Annotated in this window: 20 protein-coding genes and 1 pseudogene; 4 read left to right on the top strand and 17 right to left on the bottom strand. The window is 68.9% G+C overall.

Features of this window, described 5'->3' with window-relative positions; translation table 11 throughout:
* Positions 1-2: 2 nt before the first annotated feature.
* The 3 genes from CRT60_RS24550 to CRT60_RS24560 all read left to right on the top strand — a co-directional run bounded on the left by CRT60_RS24550 (position 3) and on the right by CRT60_RS24560 (position 2727).
* Complete coding sequence (locus tag CRT60_RS24550) at positions 3-191, top strand: hypothetical protein (protein ID WP_098739180.1); 189 nt, start codon at positions 3-5, stop codon at positions 189-191.
* Between the two features lie 173 nt (positions 192-364).
* A complete protein-coding gene (locus CRT60_RS24555) occupies positions 365-2392 on the top strand; it encodes a methyl-accepting chemotaxis protein (protein ID WP_244592735.1) in 2028 nt (675 codons plus the stop codon).
* A 134-nt stretch (positions 2393-2526) separates the two neighbouring features.
* Positions 2527-2727 (top strand): hypothetical protein, encoded by a 201-nt coding sequence (locus CRT60_RS24560; RefSeq protein WP_244592736.1) that lies wholly within the window; start codon positions 2527-2529, stop codon positions 2725-2727.
* Between the two features lie 20 nt (positions 2728-2747).
* On the opposite strand, the gene CRT60_RS24565 is transcribed toward CRT60_RS24560, so the two are convergent.
* The 4 genes from CRT60_RS24565 to CRT60_RS24580 form a co-directional block, all read right to left on the bottom strand.
* The gene (locus tag CRT60_RS24565; RefSeq protein WP_098739182.1) at positions 2748-3824 is read right to left on the bottom strand and encodes a hypothetical protein; all 1077 of its coding nucleotides are present in this window, start codon (positions 3822-3824) and stop codon (positions 2748-2750) included.
* Between the two features lie 169 nt (positions 3825-3993).
* A complete protein-coding gene (locus tag CRT60_RS24570) occupies positions 3994-4215 on the bottom strand; it encodes a DUF1150 family protein (protein ID WP_098739183.1) in 222 nt (73 codons plus the stop codon).
* 93 nt (positions 4216-4308) lie between these two features.
* Positions 4309-4785, bottom strand: a complete 477-nt coding sequence (locus CRT60_RS24575; protein ID WP_098739184.1) for an Hsp20 family protein — start codon at positions 4783-4785, stop codon at positions 4309-4311.
* A 125-nt stretch (positions 4786-4910) separates the two neighbouring features.
* Positions 4911-6071: an NAD(P)/FAD-dependent oxidoreductase gene (locus tag CRT60_RS24580; protein ID WP_098739185.1), complete on the bottom strand. Its 1161-nt coding sequence runs from the start codon at positions 6069-6071 to the stop codon at positions 4911-4913.
* 255 nt (positions 6072-6326) lie between these two features.
* On the opposite strand from CRT60_RS24580, the gene rpsD reads away from it, so the two are divergent.
* Complete coding sequence (gene rpsD / locus CRT60_RS24585) at positions 6327-6941, top strand: 30S ribosomal protein S4 (protein WP_098739186.1); 615 nt, start codon at positions 6327-6329, stop codon at positions 6939-6941.
* 103 nt (positions 6942-7044) lie between these two features.
* Here rpsD and CRT60_RS24590 read toward each other — a convergent pair whose 3' ends face one another.
* The 13 genes and pseudogenes from CRT60_RS24590 to CRT60_RS24650 all read right to left on the bottom strand — a co-directional run bounded on the left by CRT60_RS24590 (position 7045) and on the right by CRT60_RS24650 (position 20762).
* Positions 7045-8259 carry a PP2C family protein-serine/threonine phosphatase gene (locus tag CRT60_RS24590; RefSeq protein WP_098739187.1) on the bottom strand — a complete coding sequence of 405 codons (1215 nt, stop codon included), beginning with the start codon at positions 8257-8259 and terminating at the stop codon, positions 7045-7047.
* Complete coding sequence (locus CRT60_RS37590) at positions 8256-9449, bottom strand: response regulator (protein ID WP_280177243.1); 1194 nt, start codon at positions 9447-9449, stop codon at positions 8256-8258. Before CRT60_RS37590 ends, CRT60_RS24590 begins: the two co-directional genes overlap by 4 nt.
* Before the next feature lie 65 nt (positions 9450-9514).
* Positions 9515-10309, bottom strand: coding sequence for an ATP-binding protein (locus CRT60_RS24600; protein WP_244592737.1), 795 nt, complete (start codon positions 10307-10309; stop codon positions 9515-9517).
* Between the two features lie 5 nt (positions 10310-10314).
* Positions 10315-10620 (bottom strand): STAS domain-containing protein, encoded by a 306-nt coding sequence (locus CRT60_RS24605; RefSeq protein WP_098739188.1) that lies wholly within the window; start codon positions 10618-10620, stop codon positions 10315-10317.
* 51 nt (positions 10621-10671) lie between these two features.
* Positions 10672-11352 (bottom strand): annotated as a pseudogene (locus CRT60_RS37820) (methyl-accepting chemotaxis protein); the annotation flags it as partial.
* Positions 11353-11856: 504 nt separating this feature from the next.
* Entirely contained in the window at positions 11857-12924 is a 1068-nt protein-coding gene (locus CRT60_RS24615) for a protein-glutamate methylesterase/protein-glutamine glutaminase (RefSeq protein ID WP_098739190.1), read from the bottom strand.
* Between the two features lie 3 nt (positions 12925-12927).
* Complete coding sequence (locus CRT60_RS24620; protein ID WP_098739191.1) at positions 12928-13590, bottom strand: chemotaxis protein; 663 nt, start codon at positions 13588-13590, stop codon at positions 12928-12930.
* A 3-nt stretch (positions 13591-13593) separates the two neighbouring features.
* Complete coding sequence (locus tag CRT60_RS24625) at positions 13594-14514, bottom strand: CheR family methyltransferase (protein WP_098739192.1); 921 nt, start codon at positions 14512-14514, stop codon at positions 13594-13596.
* 34 nt (positions 14515-14548) lie between these two features.
* Positions 14549-17098 carry a methyl-accepting chemotaxis protein gene (locus CRT60_RS24630; protein WP_098739193.1) on the bottom strand — a complete coding sequence of 850 codons (2550 nt, stop codon included), beginning with the start codon at positions 17096-17098 and terminating at the stop codon, positions 14549-14551.
* 67 nt (positions 17099-17165) lie between these two features.
* Positions 17166-17705, bottom strand: a complete 540-nt coding sequence (locus CRT60_RS24635; protein WP_098739194.1) for a chemotaxis protein CheW — start codon at positions 17703-17705, stop codon at positions 17166-17168.
* 9 nt (positions 17706-17714) lie between these two features.
* Positions 17715-20051 carry a chemotaxis protein CheA gene (locus CRT60_RS24640; protein WP_098739195.1) on the bottom strand — a complete coding sequence of 779 codons (2337 nt, stop codon included), beginning with the start codon at positions 20049-20051 and terminating at the stop codon, positions 17715-17717.
* Between the two features lie 34 nt (positions 20052-20085).
* Positions 20086-20463 (bottom strand): response regulator, encoded by a 378-nt coding sequence (locus CRT60_RS24645; protein WP_098739196.1) that lies wholly within the window; start codon positions 20461-20463, stop codon positions 20086-20088.
* On the bottom strand, positions 20448-20762 hold the full coding sequence (locus tag CRT60_RS24650) for an STAS domain-containing protein (RefSeq protein WP_098739197.1): 315 nt from the start codon (positions 20760-20762) through the stop codon (positions 20448-20450). Before CRT60_RS24650 ends, CRT60_RS24645 begins: the two co-directional genes overlap by 16 nt.
* Positions 20763-20948 lie beyond the last annotated feature (186 nt).

Here is a 20948-nt window from a genome sequence, read left to right on the forward strand (position 1 = left end):
CGATGACTGACCAGACGGCAACCGAACAGACCGTCCGCTGCGACCGCTGTGCCCACCGCTATCCCGCCGCCGAGGAGGGGTGCCCGCGCTGCCGGTCGATTCGCCGCACCAACGCCGTCATCGTTGCGCTGCTGGTGATGCTGGTGATCCTGGCCCTGGTCGGTTGGGTCGGTACCTTGGTCTTGACTTGAGATTGGCCCCAGAACTTTGGTCGGTCATTGCGCAGCCCCTGCACAAACCATGGGCAATGAGCGCAACGAAACATCATTTCTGTTTTGCCCGATAATCGAGCAAGTTTTTTACTTGTCACATTAGTGTTATTTTGAGAAGCAACCCTATGCCGTCGTTTCTGCGCAGGGGTTGCATGATGCTGAAAAACCTCCGGATTGCCGCGCTTACCAACCTGTTCGGGGTGGTGGTGACGCTGGGTTTCCTGGCGGTGGTCGTCACCGGTGCGCTGGCGATCCGCGAGTTGAAGGTGGGCGGGCCGATCTACCAGCGCATCGTGCTGGGCAAGGATCTGATCGCCGACATCCTGCCGCCGCCGGAATATGTGATCGAAGCCTATCTGGAGGCGACGCTGGCGATGAACGACCCGGCGTCGGTCGAGCAGCGCCGGGCGCGGCTGGCGCAATTGCGCAAGGATTATGACGAGCGGCATGAGTACTGGCTCAAGGAGAGCTTCGAGCCGTCGCTGCTCACCGAGCTGACCCGGACCTCCCACACGCCGGTGATGCGCTTCTGGACCGAAGTGGAGACAAGGTTCCTGCCGGCGCTGGCCCGCAAGGACGAGGCGGCGGCCCGTGCCTCCTACGCGGTGATCGCCGAGGCCTATGCCGCCCACCGCGCCGTCGTCGACCGCATCGTCGAGGACACCAACCGCTACAACAGCGAGACGGAGGTCTATGCCACCGGCCGCGAGGACCTGTTCATGACCGCGGTGTGGGGCGTCTCGGCCCTGGTGCTGGCGGTCGTGGTGTTCGGCGTGTTCGGCATCCGGCGCCGGGTGGTACGGCCGGTGGGAGAGCTGACCGCCGCGATGCGGGCCTTGGCGCAGGGCGACCTGACCGTCGCCATTCCCGGGGCCGACCGCGGTGACGAGGTCGGGGCGATGGCCCAGGCCCTGCGCGTCTTCAAGGAGAATGCGGAGGAGGCCGAGCGCCTGCGCCGCCTGCGCGACGAGGAGCGCGAGCGGTCGGAGCGCGAAAAGCAGGCGGCCCTGCTGCGCATGGCCGAAACGGTGGAGATGGAGGCCTCGAACGCCGTCGACGTGGTGGCCAGCCAGACCAGCCAGATGGCCGGCAACGCCACCCGCATGGCCGAATCGGCCCGCGCGGTCAGCGACAACAGCCAGAATGTCGCCGCGGCCGCGACCCAGGCGCTGTCGAACGCCCAGACCGTCGCCGCCGCGTCGGAACAGCTCAGCGCCTCCATCCGCGAGATCGCGGCCCAGATCGGCACCGCGACCACGATGACCGGCGACGCCGTCGGCGCCTCGGTCCGGGCGGAGGAGACCATCCAGCGTCTGGCCGACGCGGTGACCCGCATCGGCGAAGTGACCAACCTCATCAACGACGTCGCCGGTCAGACCAACCTGCTGGCGCTGAACGCCACCATCGAGGCGGCGCGGGCCGGGGAGGCGGGCAAGGGCTTCGCCGTCGTCGCCAGCGAGGTGAAGCTGCTGGCCGGCCAGACCGCAAGGGCGACGGACGAGATCGAAAGCCAGATCGCCGCCATCCAGGCCACCACGGCCGAGGCGGTGAGTGCCGTGCGCGCCATCGCCGACCGGGTGCGCGGCGTCGAAACCGTGTCGGCCACCGTCGCCGCCGCCATCGAGGAGCAGGAGGCGGCGACCGGCGAGATCGCCCGCAATGTCGTCCAGACCTCCAACGCCGCCCAGGAGGTGGCGACCCGCATCGCCGCCGTCTCGCAGGAGGCGACCGCGACCGGCGAGCGCGCCAGCGAGGTCAACAGCCTGTCCGTCCGCGTCGCCGCCAGCATCGACCAGCTCCGCCGCGTCCTGATCGAAGCGATCCGCACGGCCACGCCGGAGGTGAACCGCCGGGCCGCCCCGCGCTATCCGCTGAACCGCCCCGGCCGGCTGTCGGTGGGCGGGCGTGAACTGCCGGTGACGGTCGACAACGCGTCGGAGGGCGGCGCCCAGCTGAGCGGGCTGCCGCAGGAGGCATGGTCCGATCTGGCGGAGGGGAGCGCGCTGCGCATCGCCTTGCCGGGGCTGGAGCCGGTGGCCGCCGTTGTGCGGGCGCTGGACCGCGGCGGCGCCGGCCGGCTCCATGTCACCTTCACCCTGTCGGGTGCCGAGCGCGACCGCTTTGCCGCGCAGTTCGGCCGCAGCGTCGCCGGGCTGGCCGCGCTCGACCGCGCCGCCTGAACGGTTGCGGCTGCGCTGCGGCGGTCAGACAATGACCCTAATCATGACAGTGATTTCATGACGGTTCGGCGGTTGCCGGGTTCAGAATGGCATCGGTTCCTGGGCCGCCGGCCCATTCTGAAAGCCCGCTCGCCATGGTCGAAACCACCGCCTGTCCCTATTGCGGGTCCGATTACGGGCATGGTCCCAACGATTGCCCGCTCTGCCGGTCGGCCCGGCGCAAGGATCTGGTGGTGCGCTGCGTCATCGGGCTGATGTTCCTTGTCCCGATCCTGACGCTGTTCGCCACCATCCTGCTGGACAACGGCGTGGGGAAGATGCTGTCGATGGACTGATGCGGGAGCCTTGAGCGGGCCTACATGTGCCCGGTGCGTGCCGACTGTTCCAGCGCCTTGATGTGGGACAGGCCGGGCAGGATCTCCGACTTCACAAATTCCATGCGGCGGTTGGGACCGCCGCCGCCGCGGGCGAAGCGGTGCTTCCACAAATTCATCTTCACCGCCAAGCCGCACAGCACGCCGCCGATGGTGACGTGGTGCGAGGAAATCAGCTCGCGGATCGACCGGAAGGTTTCGGCATTGATGTCGCTCCAGAAATCCTTGGAGCGGTTGTCGAAGCTTTCGAACCGGCCGGTGATGGAGGTGGCGATGTCGGTCAGGTCGCGGGCGATCTCGTCGAGCATGCGCATCTGGCGGGAATCGCGCTTGACCTCGGCGGAGCTGCGGATCTCCTCCATCCAGCTGACGAAGCGCTGAACCTCCGGCACGATCTCGTCCAGGCATTTGCGGAAATAGGCGAGCGACAGGAAGATGTCGCCATATTCCTCAAGGAATTTCGGGATGTCATTCAGCCCGATGTCCAGCCGGTCGGCCATCATGCGCAGGTTGCGCAGGGCTTCGTCCCGGTTGGGGTTGGCGAACAGCTGGATGATGTCGGTCACGTCGGCGACCTGAAGCTCTTCCGTGCCATAGACATATTCCATCAGCGGGCGGGTGAAGACCCGCATGTAGCTGGTCAGTTCGGCCTTCTTGCGGTCGGACAGGGTCAGCGATTCGACGTTGTTGACGTCGATGTTCAGCCGCCGCAACTCGATCCGCGAGGAATAGACGTCGAAGCTGGAGGCGGCGCCGATCTTCTCCAGCTTCACCAGATCGCGTTCTACCTCGTCCTTGTAGGATTCGAAATAGGAGGGGATGTGGCGGGGCGACACCTGGCCGCTGCCGGCCTGGGCGTCGCGGAACATTTCCACCACCGTCTGAAGCCGGACGTTCTTGATCAGGCGCGCATGCTGAAGGCCGGGGGTTTCCAGCGGGATCGCCGACAAAGGCAGGATGTGAAGGGAATCGCGGGCCTCGTCGTCCCAGGTCTTGCGCTGCTCCGTATCGGACGTGGACTTCGCGTCCGCCGCCGTATCGCTTGCCCCACCGTCCAACCGACCGTCTCCCACTGCCGTCTCGCGTCCCATGCCGGCGATTATCGCAGAGCGCACCTTACAACAGGAGTCAGGGCTGACAAGGATCGAGATGTGGCGGATTGCCGCACAACAGGCCGCGGCGTGCCGAGAGGCCATGGGCCTCCTGCCGGCGCGCCGCGGCGGGCGGTCAGTGGACGCTGACCGGCTCCATGTCGTTCTGGACGATGGCGGCGAAGGCCAGTTCGCGGTCGGCGACGACGCTCAGCGGCGTGCCGTCGGCGGCATGGATGGCGAAGGCGGCGGCGCCGTCCATCTCCACCGGGCGGACATAGGCGACGTCGCCCAGGCCGAAGCTGGCGAAATCCTGGGTCGACAGCTGGCGCAGCTGGCTGTGGGTATCGTGCATCATGGTCTTTGTCTCCCGCGGCTCCCCGTCATGGGCGGCCGCGCGTGCAGAGTATCGGGGGCGAGAGTATCAGGGATGACAGCGGGAAAGGGGGGATCAGTCGTCCCGGCCGTCGGCGGACACGTCGATGGTGCGGGGCATCGCACCGGCGGCGGTCTTCTTCGGCTGTTCGATCTTGATCGTGCGGACCTTCGGCTCCGGCATCGGGCGGGTCAGGTCGATGTTGAGCAGCCCGTTGTCGAGCGAGCAGCCCACCACCTCGATCCCTTCTGCCAGCACGAAGCTGCGCTGGAACTGTCGCGCGGCGATGCCGCGGTGCAGGTAGACGCGCGACTTGTCGTCGGTCTGGCGGCCGCGGATGACGAGCTGGTTGTCCTCGATCTGGACCGACAGGTCATCGGAGGTGAAGCCGGCCACGGCAAGCGTGATGCGGAGGCCGTCGTCGCCGATCTGCTCGATGTTGTAGGGGGGATAGCCTTCGGCAGAATTCTTGGCGATCCGGTCGAGCGTCCGCTCGAACTGGTCGAAGCCGAGCAGCAGCGGGCTGTTGAAAAGCGAAAGGCGAGTCGTCACGACGCATCCTCCTCACGACGGGAGCGAGTTGCGGAAGGTGGGCCCGTTTCCGGCGCCCGGCGGGTCGGCGGCCCAGCATCCGCCGGCGCCGCCATGCCTATAGATTGGGAGAGCCGCGGCTGCGGTCAAGAACCCTGTGCGTCTCTGGAATGGTTAAGAATCTCAGGAGCCTCGCCAAGCTCCACGGCCACCGCGTCGGCGATGGCGAGGCAGGAGGTCAGGCCCGGCGATTCGATGCCGAACAGGTTGACCAGCCCGGCCACCCCATGGGCGCCCGGCCCCTGGATCAGGAAGTCCGCTTGCGGCTGCCCCGGCCCGCTCAGCTTCGGCCGCACACCGGAATAGGCCGGCACCAGCGCTTTGTCCGGCAGCCCCGGCCAATAGGCGCGGACCGCGCCATAGAAGGAGTCGGCCCTGGCAGGGTCGACGGCATAATCGATCCCGCCATTCACGTCGGCCAGCCATTCCACGTCGGGACCGAAGCGGGCCTGTCCGGCAAGGTCCAGCGTCAGGTGGACCCCCAGCCCGCCCTCCACCGGCACTGGATAGACCAGCCGCGAGAAGGGGGAGCGGCCGGCGGCCAGCGCATAGTAGTTGCCCTTGGCCAGCACGCGCGGCGGCACGTGGGCGGCGTCCAGCCCCTCCAGGCCGCGGGCGACGGCCCAGGCACCCAGCCCGGCGGCATTGACCAGCGTGGAGCAGGCGATGCGCATCGGCTCCGCCCCGCCGACCTCCAGCTCGAACCCGGCCGCGGTGCGGTGGGAGCGCTCAAGCGGACTGAGCAGCGCCAGCATGGCCCCGGAGTCCTCCGCGTCGCCCAGCAAGGCCAGCATCAGCCCATGGCTGTCGATGATGCCGGTGGACGGCGACAGCAGGGCGCCGACGGTGCGCAGGTTCGGCTCCCATCGCATCGCGGTGGCGGCGTCGATCTCCGTCAGGTCGGTGACGCCGTTGGCCGCCGCCTGGGCGCGGATTGCCGCCAGCTTCGGCAGTTGCGCCTCCTCCGTCGCGACGATCAGCTTGCCGATGCGGCGATGCTCCACCCCGTGGGCGGCGCAGTAGTCGTAGAGCGCGTCGCGGCCGGGCACGCACAGCCGGGCGCGCAGGCTGCCGGTCGGATAATAGATGCCGGCATGGATGACTTCGGAGTTGCGCGAGCTGGTGCCGGTGCCGATGGCGTCCGCCGCCTCCAGCACGATCACCTCGCGCCCGGCCCGCGCCAGCCGCCGCGCCACCGCCAGACCGACCACGCCCGCCCCGACGACCACGCACTCAACCCGTTCCATCGCGTCTTTCCTGCCTGCCGCCTGCGCCGCCGGGAAGGGGAGCGGAAAAGGGCGGGGCATGCAAGAGGTTCCGGATATGCCGTCGGACCCGCATATGCGTCGGGCTTGACTCGGCCGTGCCAATGGGTATTGTGCGCGCCTTCACCTCCTGGGAAAGCGGGCGCGCGCAATTTTTGACGCCCCGTCTGCCGCCTGAACAGGGCGGACGGAACTACCGGGACAACATCAACTCGTGTCCAACGAGGCCTGAGAGTTATGAGCAAGCGTCAAGAGTCCAAGTACAAGATCGACCGCCGCCTTGGTGTCAACCTCTGGGGCCGCGCCAAGAGCCCGCTGAACAAGCGCGAGTATGGCCCGGGCCAGCACGGTCAGCGCCGCAAGAAGCCGTCGGACTACGGTCTGCAGTTGATGGCCAAGCAGAAGCTGAAGGGCTACTACGGCAACATCGGCGAGAAGCAGTTCCGCCGCGTCTATGCCGAGGCCGTCCGCCGCAAGGGCGACACCGGCGAGAACCTGATCGGCCTGCTGGAGCGCCGTCTGGACGCCGTGGTCTACCGCATGAAGTTCGCGCCGACCCCGTTCGCCGCGCGCCAGCTGGTCAACCACGGCCACATCCTGGTCAACGGCCGCCGCCTGAACATCGCTTCGGCCCGCATCAAGGACAACGACACCGTCGAGGTGCGCGCCAAGTCCAAGCAGATGGCGCTGATCCTGGAAGCCGCCGCTTCCGGCGAGCGTGACATCCCCGACTATCTGGAAGTCGACAGCAGCGCGCTGAAGGGCCGCTTCGTCCGCGCCCCGCTGCTGGCCGACGTTCCGTACCCGGTCCAGATGGAACCGAACCTGGTCATCGAGTTCTACTCGCGCTGATCGGTCGGCTCCTGCCGAACGCGAAAGGCCGCTCCCTCGGGAGCGGCCTTTTTGCTTTTGGGGCCGCAGCGTTCCGGTGACTGCCGGGCCGGCAGCCCGGCAGTCACCGCCGGCGCGTCAGCAGCAGTGCCGTCAGGTCGTCGTCGATGGGGCCGGTGGCGGTCAGGTCGTCGAGCAGGCCGGACAGCAGGCCGGCGTCGTCGGGCTGGTGCAGGCGGCGGGCGAGCAGGGTGGCGAGGCCGTACTCGTCCAGGACCTCGTGGCCTTCGCCGCCGATCGGGATTTCGATGGCCGCATCGGAATAGAGGAACAGGCGGGCTCCGGGCGGCATCGGCAACCGGCGGGCGTCGTAGGTGACCGACGAGAGCAGGCCGAGCGGCAGCCCGCTGCCGTCGCCCAGCCGCGGCGCCTCATCGCCGGGATGCCAGACCATCGGCGCCGTCGATGCGGCGGAGGCATAGTGGAACTCCCCGGCCACCGGATCGATCAGTCCGGTCAGCATGGTGGCGAACTGGCCGCTGGGCAGCAGCCCGCACAGCCGGCGGTTCACCGTCTCCAGGAACTCCGCCGGGGTCAGGTCGGTGCTGCCGATCCGGCGGCAGATGGCATCCAGCCGGAAGGTGTTCAGCGCGGCACCGACCCCATGGCCGGAGAAATCGACCAGATAGACGGCGACCCGGCCGTCAGGCAGATGCTCGATCCCCCAGAAATCGCCGCCCAGCTCGGAGGAGGGCGCGAAATGCGCCTGGACGGCGATGCCGGTCGCCGCCTCCAGCTCGGCCAGCCGCTCAGGGCCGGGCAGCATCCGGGCCTGCATGGCGCGGGCCAGCTCCAACTCGTTTTCCGTGCGGCTGTGATACTGCTCCAGATCGCGCAGCATGGCCCGCTTGCGCAGCTGGATGCCCACGCGGGCCAGCAACTCCACCGCGTTGATCGGCTTGGTGACATAGTCGGTCGCCCCGGCGGCGAAGGCGCGGGCCCGGTCCTCCGCCCGGCTCAGGCTGGACTGCACCAGAACCGGCAACGATTTCCAGCGTGGGTCGGCACGCAGGCGCCGGCACATCTCGAACCCGTCCATCTGCGGCATCATCAGGTCGAGCAGCACGAGATCCGGCTTGAATCGCTCCATCAGGACCAGCGCGTCCTGCCCGTCCTCCGCCTGCTCGATCAGGGTGATGCCGCCGCGCTCCAGCAGGGCCAGCAGAAGGTGACGGTTGATCCGGTTGTCGTCGACGATCAGCACGCGGGCGCCGGCCAGCCCGTCGACGGCATCGCGCGCCTCGGCCGGAAGCAGGTCGGACGGCGGAGACTTGCTCATTGCGCCGCCTCCCGTTCGATCCACAGCAGCGTGTGGCCGTCGCCGCCGACCTGTCCCAGGGCGGATCCCAGCGATCGGACCACGGCGTCGAAGCCTTCACCCTCCGCCACGGCACGGGCGATCATCCAGCCGAGCCCGATCCCGGTCCCGCCGGCGTCCAGCGCCTCCAGAACCGCGACGGAGTAGAGCGCCAGCACGCTGCCCCGCGGCAACTCCATCACGTCGCTGCGGTAGCGGGTGCCGGGCGCGATGCCGATGGGCAGGCCGGCGGCCGCACCGAACGCCGGCTTGCCGTCGCCGTTCAGGATCATCGGCGGCGCCCCGTCCGCCGAGGCGTGGATGAAGCGCCCGGCCTCGCCGTCCACCACGCCATAGGTCATGGTGGCCTTTTCTCCCGGCGCCAGCAGCCCGGCGGCGCGGTCGTTCAGCGCGGTCATCAGGACGGCGGCGTCCTCGCCATGGGCGGGGCCCAGTTCCTGCAGAAGGGCGTGCAGCCGGAAGGCGTTCAGCGCCGCCGAGACTCCGCGGCCGGCGACGTTCAGCAGGTAGGCGCCGAAGCGCCGCCCGCCCAGCGGCAGCACCCCCCAGAGATCGCCGCCGAGATTGGGCGAGATCACGCTGTGGGCGCGCAGGCGGCAGCCCGCGGCGGCGGCCACGGCGGCGCTCTGCGCCGGGGGCGGCAGCAGGTGCTCCTGCATCGACCGGGCGATGGACAGCTCGGCCTCCACCCGCGCCCGATAGGTCTGAAGGCGGCGGATCAGCACCCGGTCCTCCAGATGGATGCGCACGCGGGCCAGCAGCTCCGTGCGCTCCAGCGGCTTCGACACCAGATCGGTGGTGCCGGCGGCGAAGGCGCGGTTGCGGTCCTCGCCCGACGACAGCGCGGTCTGCACCAGGATCGGCAGGTCGGCCGTCTCCGGCATGGCGCGCAGGCGGCGGCAGACCTCGAACCCGTCCATTCCCGGCATCATGATGTCCAGGATCAGCAGGTCGGGGATGGCGGCCTCGATCATCGCCAGCGCCTCGAACCCGCTGGCGGCGAAGGAAACCTGCCGGAAACCGGCCTCGGCCAGGAAGGCGCCGATCAGCGTGCGGTTGAAGGCGGTGTCGTCCACCACCAGGATCGGGCAGTCCAGGACGGTACAGTCGGGGATCCGGCATTCGCAGGGCCGGTCGCCGGATCCCTGCACATCGGAGTGTCCGGCATCCGATTGCGGGATCGCTCCGCCGCCGGGATTATGCCAGCCATCCGCGGTCACAGCCGGAACCTCATGCGGATGCGGCGGCCGCCATCCTCGATCGTCAGCCCGTCGGCGATGGTGCCGATCAGATCGAGGCCGCGGCCCGACGCTCCCGAGCTGGCGCGTGGGCCCGGTGTGAAGCCGGCGCCTTCGTCGGTGATCTCCACCGTCGCCACACACCGGCCATCCTCCGCCGGTTCGATCCGGAGCGTGACGACGATGCGGCGGCCCGCCAGCACCGGGTCGGCCAGACGGTCGCCCAGGTCGCGGGAAAAGCGTTCCAGCTCCTGGGCGCTCAGCTCCTTCATGCCGGCGACGCCGAGGTTGCCGTGGACCAGCGCATTGCTGACCGCCTCGTGCAACGCAAGTTCGACGTCGTCGCGGCGGTCCCCCTCCAGCGGATGGCGGGCGCTCAGCGCGGCCAGCAGCCTGCCGCCAAGCTGGAGGTCGTGCGCGGTGGCCGTGGTCAGGTTCAGGTAGAGGTCGCTTTTCGCCGCTTCCGCCAGGAATGGCGCCAATCGGTCGGCGGTATCGGAAGCGCCGGTATCGGCCGGCGGCTCGATCCAGGCGGCGACGGGCGGGAGCCAGAGCGCGTCGGACTCAGGGACGGCGCTCCCGTCTCCGGCCAGCAGGACTGCCAGCGGCGCCGGTCCGGCCGGCGCCTGCAGCGGGGACAGGCGCAGCGCCAGCGCCAGCCGGTTCAGCCGGTCGGCCGCCAACCCCGGCGCCAGAAGACCGGCGAAGCGGGTGCGGCAGCCGACGGCCTGGTCCGCTTCCTGTGTCGTGCCCTGGGTTGTCCCGTCGATCACCGGGATCAGTCCTCGATCGGGACGATCTTGGCGATCTGCGCCACGGTCAGCACCCGTTTGACCTGACCGGCGGCGCCGCGCAGGATGAACTGCTTGTCGGCGCGGTCCATCTCCTCCCGCGCGATCAGCAGCATGCCGATGCCGGCGGAATCGACGAATTCGAGCGACGACAGGTCGAGGACCTGACGCTTGAGCCTGTTCTGCCCCATTTCGCCGATCAGTGCCCGTAACTTCGCGTGATCGTTGAAGGTCAGGCGACCGCGGAGGCGGATGACCGCCTCCTGATCGCGCACTTCGATGCCGTAGTCCATAGGCGCGTCTTTCCGCAAATGTGGTTCAGTGTACAGGCGGGGGGCACCGCGCTAGAAGAGTTCAATATCACCGCCGGCGCTGCTTCCCCCTGCGGCATCGAGGTCAAGCACGCCGTTTTCGTCCAGGGCCGTGCCTTCCAGCAGCAGCCTGCGCACGAAGCGCTCGCGCATTTCGCTCAGCGTGAAGCGGCCCATCAGCTGGTTCAGCCATTCCTGCGGTTCGCGTGCGCCGATGGCGGGCGGCACCTGGGCGCGGATGCGGGTTTCCAGCTCTCCCAGCCCGGCGCTCATGATGGCGAGGCTGTCGTTGATCGCCTCGATCCGCTGCTTGGTCAGGTCCTGGAACTGCATGCCGGTGATGACGTGCGCGATGGTGGACGACATGTCGGACGACACCGACGCCGCCGTCTCCAGCACCGACTGGAAATGGTTGGTCTGCTCCACCAGGCTGTCCATCGTCTTGTCGACGCGTTCCTTGGCCAGCATCTGCGGCGACATGTCGGTGTTGGCGATCTGGCGCAGGATGTCGTGGCCGTTGCGCACGCCCTTCACCACGGCGGTGACGGTGCCGCGCATGCGGTCGGCCAGTTCGCCGGTGGAGCGGGAGAGGTGCCGCACCTCCTGCGCCACCACGGCGAAGGTCCGCCCGGCCTCGCCGGCCCGGCTGGCCTCGATGGTCGCGTTCAGCGCCAGGAAGTTGGTCTGGCGGTTGATGCCGTCGATGTCGCCGATCGACTTCTCCAGCTCGGCCACGTCCTTCTGCACGTCGTCCAGCAGATAGACCATGCTCATGGCATGGCGCGACAGGGTGACGATGTTGGACACCATGTCGGTGATCACGTCCTGCATGCCGACCACCAGCCTGTCGAGCGGCACCCGTTCGCCGTCGATGTCGACCGACCCTGCCATGTCGACGATCTGGGCCACCCGCTCGGACTGCTCCAGCGCCTTCCGGGCCAGTTCGCGGAAGCGCTCCGACAGGTCGAGGGTGGAGGTCTCCACATGGTCCGAGGTGCGCGTCAGCTCGCCCTGCACGATGTCGAGCGTGCGGCGCTGCACGTCGGCGAAGCCGAGCCAGGTCGACAGAAGCTCCGCGGTGACCGCGACCTTGGCGTCGCCGTCCGGCGTCGCGGAGACGTCCCGGGGCGCGGCATTCTGAGGGCCGGTCTGGACGGCGTCGTGGGCAGCGGACTTGAACATACTGGTGCTCCTTGGAAACTCTACCCGGATCCCCGATCAGGTCGGGGCGGTGCGGGGGCGTTCGCCGACGGCGTCGAAGGCGCGCAGCATTTCGGCGGGGATTTGGGCAAGCGGCAGTTCGACCGCGACCGCGCCGGCCTCCCTGGCGGCGCGCGGCATTCCATAGACGACGCAGCTCGATTCCTGCTCGCCGATGGTGAAGGCCCCGGCGTCATGCATCGCCTTCATGCCGATGGCGCCGTCGCGGCCCATGCCGGACAGGATGACGCCGACGGCGTTGTTGCCGGCCGCCTTGGCGACGGAGGCGAACAGCACGTCGACCGACGGGCGGTGGCCGCTGACCGCGGGGGTGTCCTGGATGTGGCAGACGAAGCCGGCGGTGTCGCGGACGATGGCGAGATGGCGGTCGCCGGGGGCGATCAGCACCAGCCCCTGGGCCGGGCGGTCGCCATGGACGGCGACCCGCACGGTGGGGGCGGACAGCCGGTCGAGCCGCGCCGCGAAGCTGGGCACATAGCTGGGCCCCATATGCTGGGTGATGACGATGGGCGGGCAGTCGGCCGGCATGGCGGCCAGCACGTCGCGGATGCGCTCCACCCCGCCCGTCGAGGCGCCCACCGCGATCAGCCGCTTGCCCGAGCCGGCGCGCCGCGGCGTCGGCAGGACGCCATGGGCGGCAGCCGGGCGGCGCATGGTCAGGCGCGCCGTGGCGGCGACGCGGATCTTGGAAACCAGCTCCATCGCCGTCGCCTCGAAGCCCTGCCCATCGGAGCTGCCGGGCTTGGCGACGCAGTCGATCGCCCCCAGCTCCAGTGCGCGGATGGCGGCGTCCGACCCCTCGCGGGTCAGGGAGGAGACCATGATGACCGGCGTCGGCCGCAGGGTCATGATCTTCTCCAGGAAGGACAGCCCGTCCATCTTCGGCATCTCGACGTCCAGCGTGATGACGTCGGGATTGGTGGCCTTGATCACCTCGCGCGCTTCGAAGGGATCGCGGGCGACCCCGGCCACCTCCATCCCCGCCTCCCGGGTCAGGATGTCCTTCAGCATCTCGCGCATCAGCGCGCTGTCGTCGACGATGACGACGCGGATCGGTCTGGGCATGGGTCAGCTCCCTTCCGGATCGGCGGGGGTGAACAGTTCGACCTCGCCCTCCTCGGGGGCCTGGCTCAGGTGCGTGATGAAACGCCGTTCGCGGGTGACGGTGTCGGCCGCCGCCTCCGGCCGCAGCAGGCGGCGCAGCGCGCGTCCGCTGTGCGGGAAGTAATGCACCCGCCGGGCGGAGCCTCCGCCCAGATCGTGGCCGGCCAGCGCCAGCCCTTCCGTCCGCACGTAATCCAGCGCGAAGCGGCTGTTCAGCCCGCCGATGTCATAGCTCGATTCGATGACGCGGCCGCCGCCGAACAGCTTGACCTGCAGGCGCCGGCGTTCGGCACCGGCGGCCAGCAGCGCGTTGATCAGCCGCTCCATGGCGACGGAGCCGTAGCGCGCGGCCATGCCGGCCCCCTCAAGTTCGCTCGCCGGCAGGTCGGGCAGCATGAAATGGTTCATGCCGCCGATGCCGCGCACCGGGTCATGGATGCAGGCCGCCACGCAGGAACCCAGCGTCGTCGCGATCATCAGGTCGGGACGGTCGCTGATCGCCTGCTGGCCCAGCCCGATCTTGACGGTGTCAGCGTTGAATTCCCGGTTGAAGTAGCGCCCGCTTCCCATGCGGTTGCGGGGCGTCGGGCCGGCTGGCTCCTGCCGGGGGAGGGGGTCGGCGTTCATCGCTCACTCCCTCCGGTAGATGGTCGGACCGGCCTGCCGGAACAGGTTCGACACGCCATACAGGCTCTCCGAGTGGCCGAGGAACAGATACCCGCCGGGGCGGAGCATCCGGGCGAAGTTCTCTATCACCTGCATCCGGCCACGGCGGTCGAAATAAATCAGGACATTGCGGCAAAAGATCGCGTCGAATGGGCCGGACATCGGCCAATGTTCCAGCAGGTTCAGGGGCTTGACGGTCACAAGGCGCTTCAGCTCCTCGCCCATCGCCACCGCCTGCTCGCCGTCCAGCCGGGTGTCGGTGGTGAAGCGCTGGCGGATCGCCGGCGGAATGCCGGTGGCGCCCGACAGCGGGTAGATGCCGCGCCGGGCGGTTTCCACCATGTGGGTGTCGATGTCGGTGGCGAGGATGCGGGCATCCCAGCGGCGCAGCTCCGCCCCCATGGATGAGACCAGCACCATCGCCATGGTGTAGGGCTCCGGCCCGGAGGAGCAGCCGGCCGACCACAGCCGCAGCCGCGGTTTCGGCTTGTGGGCGTTCAACGCCCGCAGTTCGGGCAGGACGGTGGAGGCGAGGAAGTCGAAATGATGCGATTCGCGGTAGAAGCTGGTCAGGTTGGTGGTCAGCGCATTGACCAGGAAGCCGATCTCGTCGGCCACGCCGTCGCTTTGCAGCAGGGCGCAATAGGCGTCGAAATCGGGCAGCCGCAGCTCGCGCAGGCGGCGGGCCAGCCGGGCATAGACCATCTCCGCCTTGTGCGGCGCCAGCGCGATGCCGGCCAGCTGATAGAGCAGCCCGGCGATCAGGTCGAAATGGTGCCGCTCGAAATGGAATTCGCGCGCGCCACCGAACACCGCGGCCGGCGCCGCCGGGGGGCGACGCAGCGTCTCGGGTTCGGTCAGTGAGGCGGGCGAGCGGTCGGTCATCGCGGCACCGGGGGCATCGTCAGGAGATCTCGGGTCAGGCTGATCTGCGATCGAGGGTGAAGAAGGTCATCTGCTGGCGCAGCTGGTCGGCCTGATCCTCCAGGGAGCGGGCGGCGGCGGTGCTTTCCTCCACCAGGGCGGCGTTCTTCTGGGTCATCTCGTCCATCTGCGAAATGGCGATGTTGACCTCGTCGAGGCCCGACGCCTGCTCGGCGGTCGCCCGCGCGATCTCCGACACCAGATCGGCGACGCGGCCGATGCCAGACACGATCTCCGTCAGGGAGCTGCCGGCCGACCGCACGAGGTCGACGCCCTCGCGCACCTGCCCGCCGCTGTCCAGGATCAGCGCCTTGATCTCCTTCGAGGCCTGGGCGGAGCGCTGGGCGAGCTGCCGCACCTCCTGCGCCACCACGGCGAAGCCGCGCCCGGCGTCGCCGGCCCTCGCCGCCTCCACCGCCGCGTTCAGCGCCAAGAGGTTGGTCTGGAAGGCGATCTCGTCGATCACCCCGATGATGTCGGAGATCTTCTGCGACGACTGTTCGATCCGGCGCATCGCCTCCACCGCACTGGTCGCCACCTGCCCGCCGCGCGAGGCCGCGGCGCGCGCCTCGGTGGCGTAGCCGTTGACCTGCTGGGCGTTGTCGGCGTTGGATCGCACGGTGGCGGCGAGCTGTTCCATGCTGGCCGCGGTCTCCTCCAGCGAGGAGGCCTGCTGTTCGGTCCGCTCCGACAGGTCCATGCTGCCTTCCGCCACTTCGCGGCTGGCGATGGCAATGGAGCCGGCGGCATGGTCGATGCGCTGCACGATTTCCGACAGACGGCCGACCGTGCCGTTGAAATCGTCCTTCAGCCGCTGGAACACGCCTTCATACTGCTTGTCGATGCGGCTGGTCAGGTCGCCGCGCGACAGGGATTCCAGCACCGTTGCCAGATCCTCGGTGACGGCGGCGATGTTCCCGGACAGGCGGTTGATGCCTTCGCTGACCAGCCGGAAGAAGCCGCTCTTGCCGTCCAGCGGGATGCGGTGGGTGAAGTCGCCGCGCACGGCATTCTCCACCATGGCGCCAATCTCCGCCTCGATCGCCAGCTCCTCGGTCAGGTCGCGCCATTCGATGACGGTGCCGAGCCGCTCGCCCTGGCGGCTGACCACCGGGTTGGCGATGACCTGGAAGGTGCGGCCGCCGGTCTTGGCCAAGCCGCGATGGGTGTGGGTCAGATCGGTCAGCAAGCGGCGCTGGTGGGTCGGGTCGCGGTGGAAAACGTCGAAATTCTGTCCGACCAGCCTGGTCGGATCGAAGCCTGGCAGCGCGGTGCGCAGGTCGGCCTCGGCATGGCGGAACATCGCCATGATCGAGTCGTTGGCGTAGAGGATGCGGCCGTCGGCATCGGCCATCATGATGTTGGCCGACACCCGTTCCAGCGCGATGCGGGAGCGCAGGGCCTCCACCGCCTCGTCCTTGAAGGCGTCGACGGCGCGGGCCATGTCGCCCAACTCGTCCTGCTGGCCGGTGTGGGGGACGCTGACCGACAGCTTGCCCTCCGTCAGTTCGGTCATCACCCGGCGGATGCCGGTGACCGGCCCGACGATGGAGGCGGCGATGCGGTTGGCGGCGAGGATGCCGATCACCAGCGACAGCAGGCCAAGACCGACCGTCAGGCGGATGGTGAAGGCGGCCTCGCCGCCGGCCTCCTGCTCGATGGCCCTGGAGCCGGCGGCGATGGAGGCGACGATGCCGTCGATGGCGCGGTTGACCGCGGATGCGGCGGTCACGAGGTCGTCGGTGCGGCGCCTGGCGTCGTCATTGGCGGCGACGATCTCGCGGAAGGCGCTGCGGTATTCGGCGGCGCGGGCGTCGACGTCGCGCAGGGCCACGGACAGGGCGGCATTGTTTTGCAGCAGGGTGGACAGCCGGGCGATCCCGCCGCCCATCGCCTTGCCTTCCGCCTCCACCTGGGCGGCGGCGGCCGGATCGCGCAGGCCGATGGCGCGGTTGGCGTAGAAGCGGGTCAGCAGCCAGCGCTTCTCCACCTCCTGCATGCCGAACGCGATGTCCTTGTCGCCGGAGGCGTCGGCCGCGGCCACCGCCTCTTCCAGCCGCTTGGTCACCTGGGTGCCCAGCGGGTCCATGCGTTCGTGCAGCGTCCGGTCGGCACGCTCGCGTACGGTCCGCACCGCGTCGAATTTCTCGTGGTAGACGCCATGCAGGCTGTTGAGGTCGGCGAAAGCGGCAGCCTGCGGGGAGGCCTTCATCATGGCCTGCCGGTCCGACATCGCCGATTCGAACTCCCCGCGCAGGACGCGCAGCCGGTCCAGCGCCTCGGTGGTGCCGAGATTGATGTAGTCCCGGGTTTGCAGCCGTTGCGCCCCCAGGCGGCTTTCCAGATCCTTGGCGAAGACGGCGAGGTCGCCCGACGCGATGACGCTGTCGATGCGCCGGTTCAGCCCGTCCAGCCCATAGATGCCGGTGCCGGACTGGGCGGCGATCAGAACCAGCAGCAGGCCGAAGACCAGCCACAGCCGCCTGGCGATGCGCATGTTGCTGAGGAGGTTGCCGGATTTGGCGATCGTACCGTCGGTGGCCATCGCTGACGTTCCCTCTTTTTATGGCTTCTCGTTGCGGCCTGCGCAGCCGGGGGATCGCCAACCGGTATCAGGTCGGCTCCAGCGCTGCGCGGGTGGCGTCCTGGTCGACATGCTCGCCGGCGAACAGCTTCCCCACATTGAGCAGGGTCACCATCCGGTTCTCGGCGGTGTAGAGGCCGCTGAGATACTCGGCGTCGACCAGACCGCTGTCGACGTCGGGCGGCGGCTTGATGGCGTCATGGCCGATGGCGAGTATGTCGGAAATGGCGTCGACCAGGATGCCGCGCGTTCGCTCCCCCACCTGCATCACCACCACGACATGGCGCTTCGTCACCTGGGTCAGGCCGCCGCCGAAGCGGGCCCGCAGGTCGAAGATCGGGATGATGATGCCGCGCAGGTTGATCACGCCGCGGACATAGTCGGGAAGATTGGGCAACCGGCTTTCCGGCGTCCAGCCGCGGATTTCCCTAACTGCCAGGATGTTGACCCCGTACTCCTCGCTGCCGACGGTGAAGGTGACGTACTGCTCCTCGCTGCCGTTCGCGGCGCCGGCCGGCTGGAGATCGGTGCGGGAACTGACAGGGGCGATTGCGGTGGAACTGCTCATCGCTGAACCTCAAACCGTTTGGCGTTGACGCTGGTCGGACTTGTCCGCCGGGGCGGGCAGGGACGGGGAAGGCGGGGGGCTGGCGCCGGGGGCGTTGCCGGTGCCGGTGCCTGAACCATGGCGGCTCATTTCGCGCAGGCCCGCCACGTCCAGGATCAGGGCGACCCGGCCATCGCCCAGGATGGTGGCGGCGGCGACGCCGTCCAGCCGGCGGAAGTTGGATTCCAGGCTCTTGATGACGACCTGCTGCTGGCCCAGCACCTCGTCCACCACAAGGCCGAGGCGGGAGCCGTCCTCAGTCTCCACCAGCACGACCAGCCCCTTGGTGGCGTCGTCGATGGCCTTGGGGATGCCGAACAACCGGTGCAGATGGACGAGCCGGACATATTCGCCGCGCGCCATCATGACGTCGCACTTGTTGACCAGCCCATGCAGGTCGGCGGGCTTCGGGCGCAGGCTTTCGACGATGTTGGTCAGCGGCAGGACGAAGCGCTCCTCCCCGACCGAGATCACCATGCCGTCCAGCACCGCCAGCGTCAGCGGCAGCGACAGGACGAAGCGCGACCCTTCGCCCGGCGTCGAATAGACGCCGATCCGCCCGCCCAGGCTGGAGATGTTCCGCCGCACCACGTCCATGCCGACGCCGCGGCCGGACAGGTTCGACACCTGATCGGCGGTGGAGAAACCGGGCAGGAAGATCAGGTGGTCGATCTCCTCGTCCGACAGGCTGGCACCCGGCTGCACCAGGCCCTTCTCGATGGCCTTCGACAGCACCTTGGCACGGTTGATGCCGCGGCCGTCGTCGGTCACCTCGATCACGATGCGGCCCGACCGGTGGGCGGCCGACAGATGCACTGTGCCGGCGCGCGGCTTGCCGACGCGCTCCCGCTCCTCCGGGCCTTCCAGCCCATGGTCGATGGAGTTGCGGATCATGTGGGTCAGCGGGTCGACGAGGTTCTCCACCACCGTCTTGTCGACCTCCGTCGTCTCGCCGGTGGTGACCAGCATCACCTCCTTGCCGGTCACGGCGGCGCATTCGCGCACCAGCCGCGGCATGCGCGAGAAGACGCTGGAAACCGGCTGGGCGCGGATCGACATCACGCTTTCCCGCAGTTCGCGGGTGTGCTGGGCGAGGCCTTCCAGCCCCTCCAGCAGTTCCTGGAACTGGCCCGGCGGCAGGTCGCGCAGATGCTCGGCGATCATCGCCTGGGTGATGACCATCTCGCCGACCATGTTGACGAGCCGGTCGATCTTGTCGAGATCGACGCGGATGGTGTGGGTGGTCGGCCCGGAATGGTCGCTGCCGCCAGTGCCGCCGCTCGCCCGCCTGGCGCCGTCGCCGGGCTTCGCTGCGCCCGACGTGGTGGCGGCCTGGGTGGCGGCCGGGATGGCCGGTGCGGCTGCGGGGGCAACCGGCTCCGGCAGGTTGGCGGCCGGGGCGGGCGTGACCGGCTCCGCCGACGGAATGATCGCGGGGGCGATGATCGCCGGCGGCGGGGCTTCGGCGCTGATGCGGATGTCGCAGTCGTCGGCGACGAACTCGAACACGTCGTCGATCTGGGCGCGGTCCACCTGCGGGTCGGCCAGCAGCGTCACCGTCCAGGACAGGTGCAGCAGTTCGGCGTCGAGGTCGCGCAGGGAGGGCAGCCTGTCCAGATGGCAGACCACCTCCGCCTCGCCCAGGCGGCGCAGGGCGCGCAGCATGTAGGTCGGCTCGTTGCCCGACAGCAGCAGTTCGGCCTTCGGGCGGAAGACGATGGTCCAGCGGACCTTGCCTTCAGGAACGGGGCTGGGAACGGGACCCGCAGCGGACGCGGGCTGATCGTCGCGCGCGGCCTGGATCGCCGCCAGCGCGTCGCCGAAGATGCCGGCCTCGTCATCCTCGTCGTCGGGATAGAAGCCTGCGGTGGCCTGGATGCCGGCGGCCGGTGCGGGCGGCGCCTCGTCCGCCGGCTCCCCGCTCTTGCCCAGGAAGCGGCGGAGGGCGGCGACGGTGTCGTCGGTGGTGCCGGCCGGCGCCTCGGTTTCGTCGGCGGCGTGGGCGAGCAGGCGGGCCAGCACGTCGTTGGCGCGGATCAGCGTGTCGACCAGTTCGGTGCTGACCGGAATCTCGGCGTTGCGCACGCCGTCCATCACCGTTTCGAATTCATGCGCGAAGGCGACGAGGTCGTTGAAGCCGAAGGCCCCGCCGCCGCCCTTGATCGAATGGACGGCGCGGAAGATCGCGTTCACCTCGTCCATGTCGATTTCGCCGGGGGCGAGACGCAGCAGCCCGGCCTCGGCGACCGCCAGGAGTTCGGCGCTCTCGTCGAAGTAGGTCTGTTTGAAGCGGCTGAGATCGTCCACGGCTGCACCTTTCCCTGAATCCGGCGGCTTGCGGTCAGCCGCAGACCTTCTGCACCACCGACACCAGCTTGTCGGGGTTGAAGGGCTTCACGATCCAGCCGGTCGCACCGGCGGCGCGGCCTTCCGCCTTCTTGCTCTCGTCCGCCTCGGTGGTCAGCATCAGGATCGGCAGGGTGCGGTGGGCCGGGATGGCGCGCAGCTTGCGGATCAGGGTCAGCCCGTCCATCACCGGCATGTTCAGGTCGGTGATGACCAGATCCACCTTGTTGGTGGCGATGGCGCTCATCGCCTGCTGGCCGTCGGCGGCTTCCACCACGTCATAGCCGGCTCCCCGCAGGGTGAAGGACACCATGTCGCGCATGGTGCGCGAATCGTCCACCGTCATCACTTTCTTCTTCACGCTCGGCTCCATTGCTTCAGCCAGGCGGCGAGTCCCAGATCCTCGCACGCTTCCGACAGGACCTCGGACGGGGCGGCGAGGACGAAGGCGGCCCCGCGCTCGGCCGCATCGCGGGCGGCGACGACCAGCGCCTGGATGCAGGCGGCGCTGATGCGCTCCACGGCGTCGGCCTGGACGGTTACGTCGGCCGACGCCTTGAAGGCGGCGCGCAAGCTGTCCAGCAGAGGTTGCGCCATGGGCAAATCGAGGTCGCTCGGCAGGCCCAGGCGGAGCCGGCCGTCATCCTCCTCCGTCCACTTGATCAGCGACACGCCACCCCTCCGTCTACGGCAGGCACATTCTTGCGCATTCCGGTTGCAGCAGCGACGTTGCCAGACTGCGTCTCAAGGATTCGTTAAGCGCAAGCTTCGGACGGAGGGGGCGGCGGCGGGAAGTTGGGGATAACCGCAATCAAAAATGGGACATGGCGGAAATGGGACGGCGGAGGGGCAGGCCCC

It is taken from the genome of Azospirillum palustre (assembly GCF_002573965.1).
Classification (GTDB): domain Bacteria; phylum Pseudomonadota; class Alphaproteobacteria; order Azospirillales; family Azospirillaceae; genus Azospirillum; species Azospirillum palustre.

Coding starts and splice junctions, on each gene's coding strand:
- CRT60_RS24550 (WP_098739180.1), top strand. CDS start 3: ATGACTGACCAGACGGCAACCGAACAGACCGTCCGCTGCGACCGCTGT.
- CRT60_RS24555 (WP_244592735.1), top strand. CDS start 365: ATGATGCTGAAAAACCTCCGGATTGCCGCGCTTACCAACCTGTTCGGG.
- CRT60_RS24560 (WP_244592736.1), top strand. CDS start 2,527: ATGGTCGAAACCACCGCCTGTCCCTATTGCGGGTCCGATTACGGGCAT.
- CRT60_RS24570 (WP_098739183.1), bottom strand. CDS start 4,215: ATGATGCACGATACCCACAGCCAGCTGCGCCAGCTGTCGACCCAGGAT.
- CRT60_RS24580 (WP_098739185.1), bottom strand. CDS start 6,071: ATGGAACGGGTTGAGTGCGTGGTCGTCGGGGCGGGCGTGGTCGGTCTG.
- rpsD (WP_098739186.1), top strand. CDS start 6,327: ATGAGCAAGCGTCAAGAGTCCAAGTACAAGATCGACCGCCGCCTTGGT.
- CRT60_RS24590 (WP_098739187.1), bottom strand. CDS start 8,259: ATGAGCAAGTCTCCGCCGTCCGACCTGCTTCCGGCCGAGGCGCGCGAT.
- CRT60_RS24605 (WP_098739188.1), bottom strand. CDS start 10,620: ATGGACTACGGCATCGAAGTGCGCGATCAGGAGGCGGTCATCCGCCTC.
- CRT60_RS24615 (WP_098739190.1), bottom strand. CDS start 12,924: ATGCCCAGACCGATCCGCGTCGTCATCGTCGACGACAGCGCGCTGATG.
- CRT60_RS24620 (WP_098739191.1), bottom strand. CDS start 13,590: ATGAACGCCGACCCCCTCCCCCGGCAGGAGCCAGCCGGCCCGACGCCC.
- CRT60_RS24625 (WP_098739192.1), bottom strand. CDS start 14,514: ATGACCGACCGCTCGCCCGCCTCACTGACCGAACCCGAGACGCTGCGT.
- CRT60_RS24630 (WP_098739193.1), bottom strand. CDS start 17,098: ATGGCCACCGACGGTACGATCGCCAAATCCGGCAACCTCCTCAGCAAC.
- CRT60_RS24635 (WP_098739194.1), bottom strand. CDS start 17,705: ATGAGCAGTTCCACCGCAATCGCCCCTGTCAGTTCCCGCACCGATCTC.
- CRT60_RS24645 (WP_098739196.1), bottom strand. CDS start 20,463: ATGGAGCCGAGCGTGAAGAAGAAAGTGATGACGGTGGACGATTCGCGC.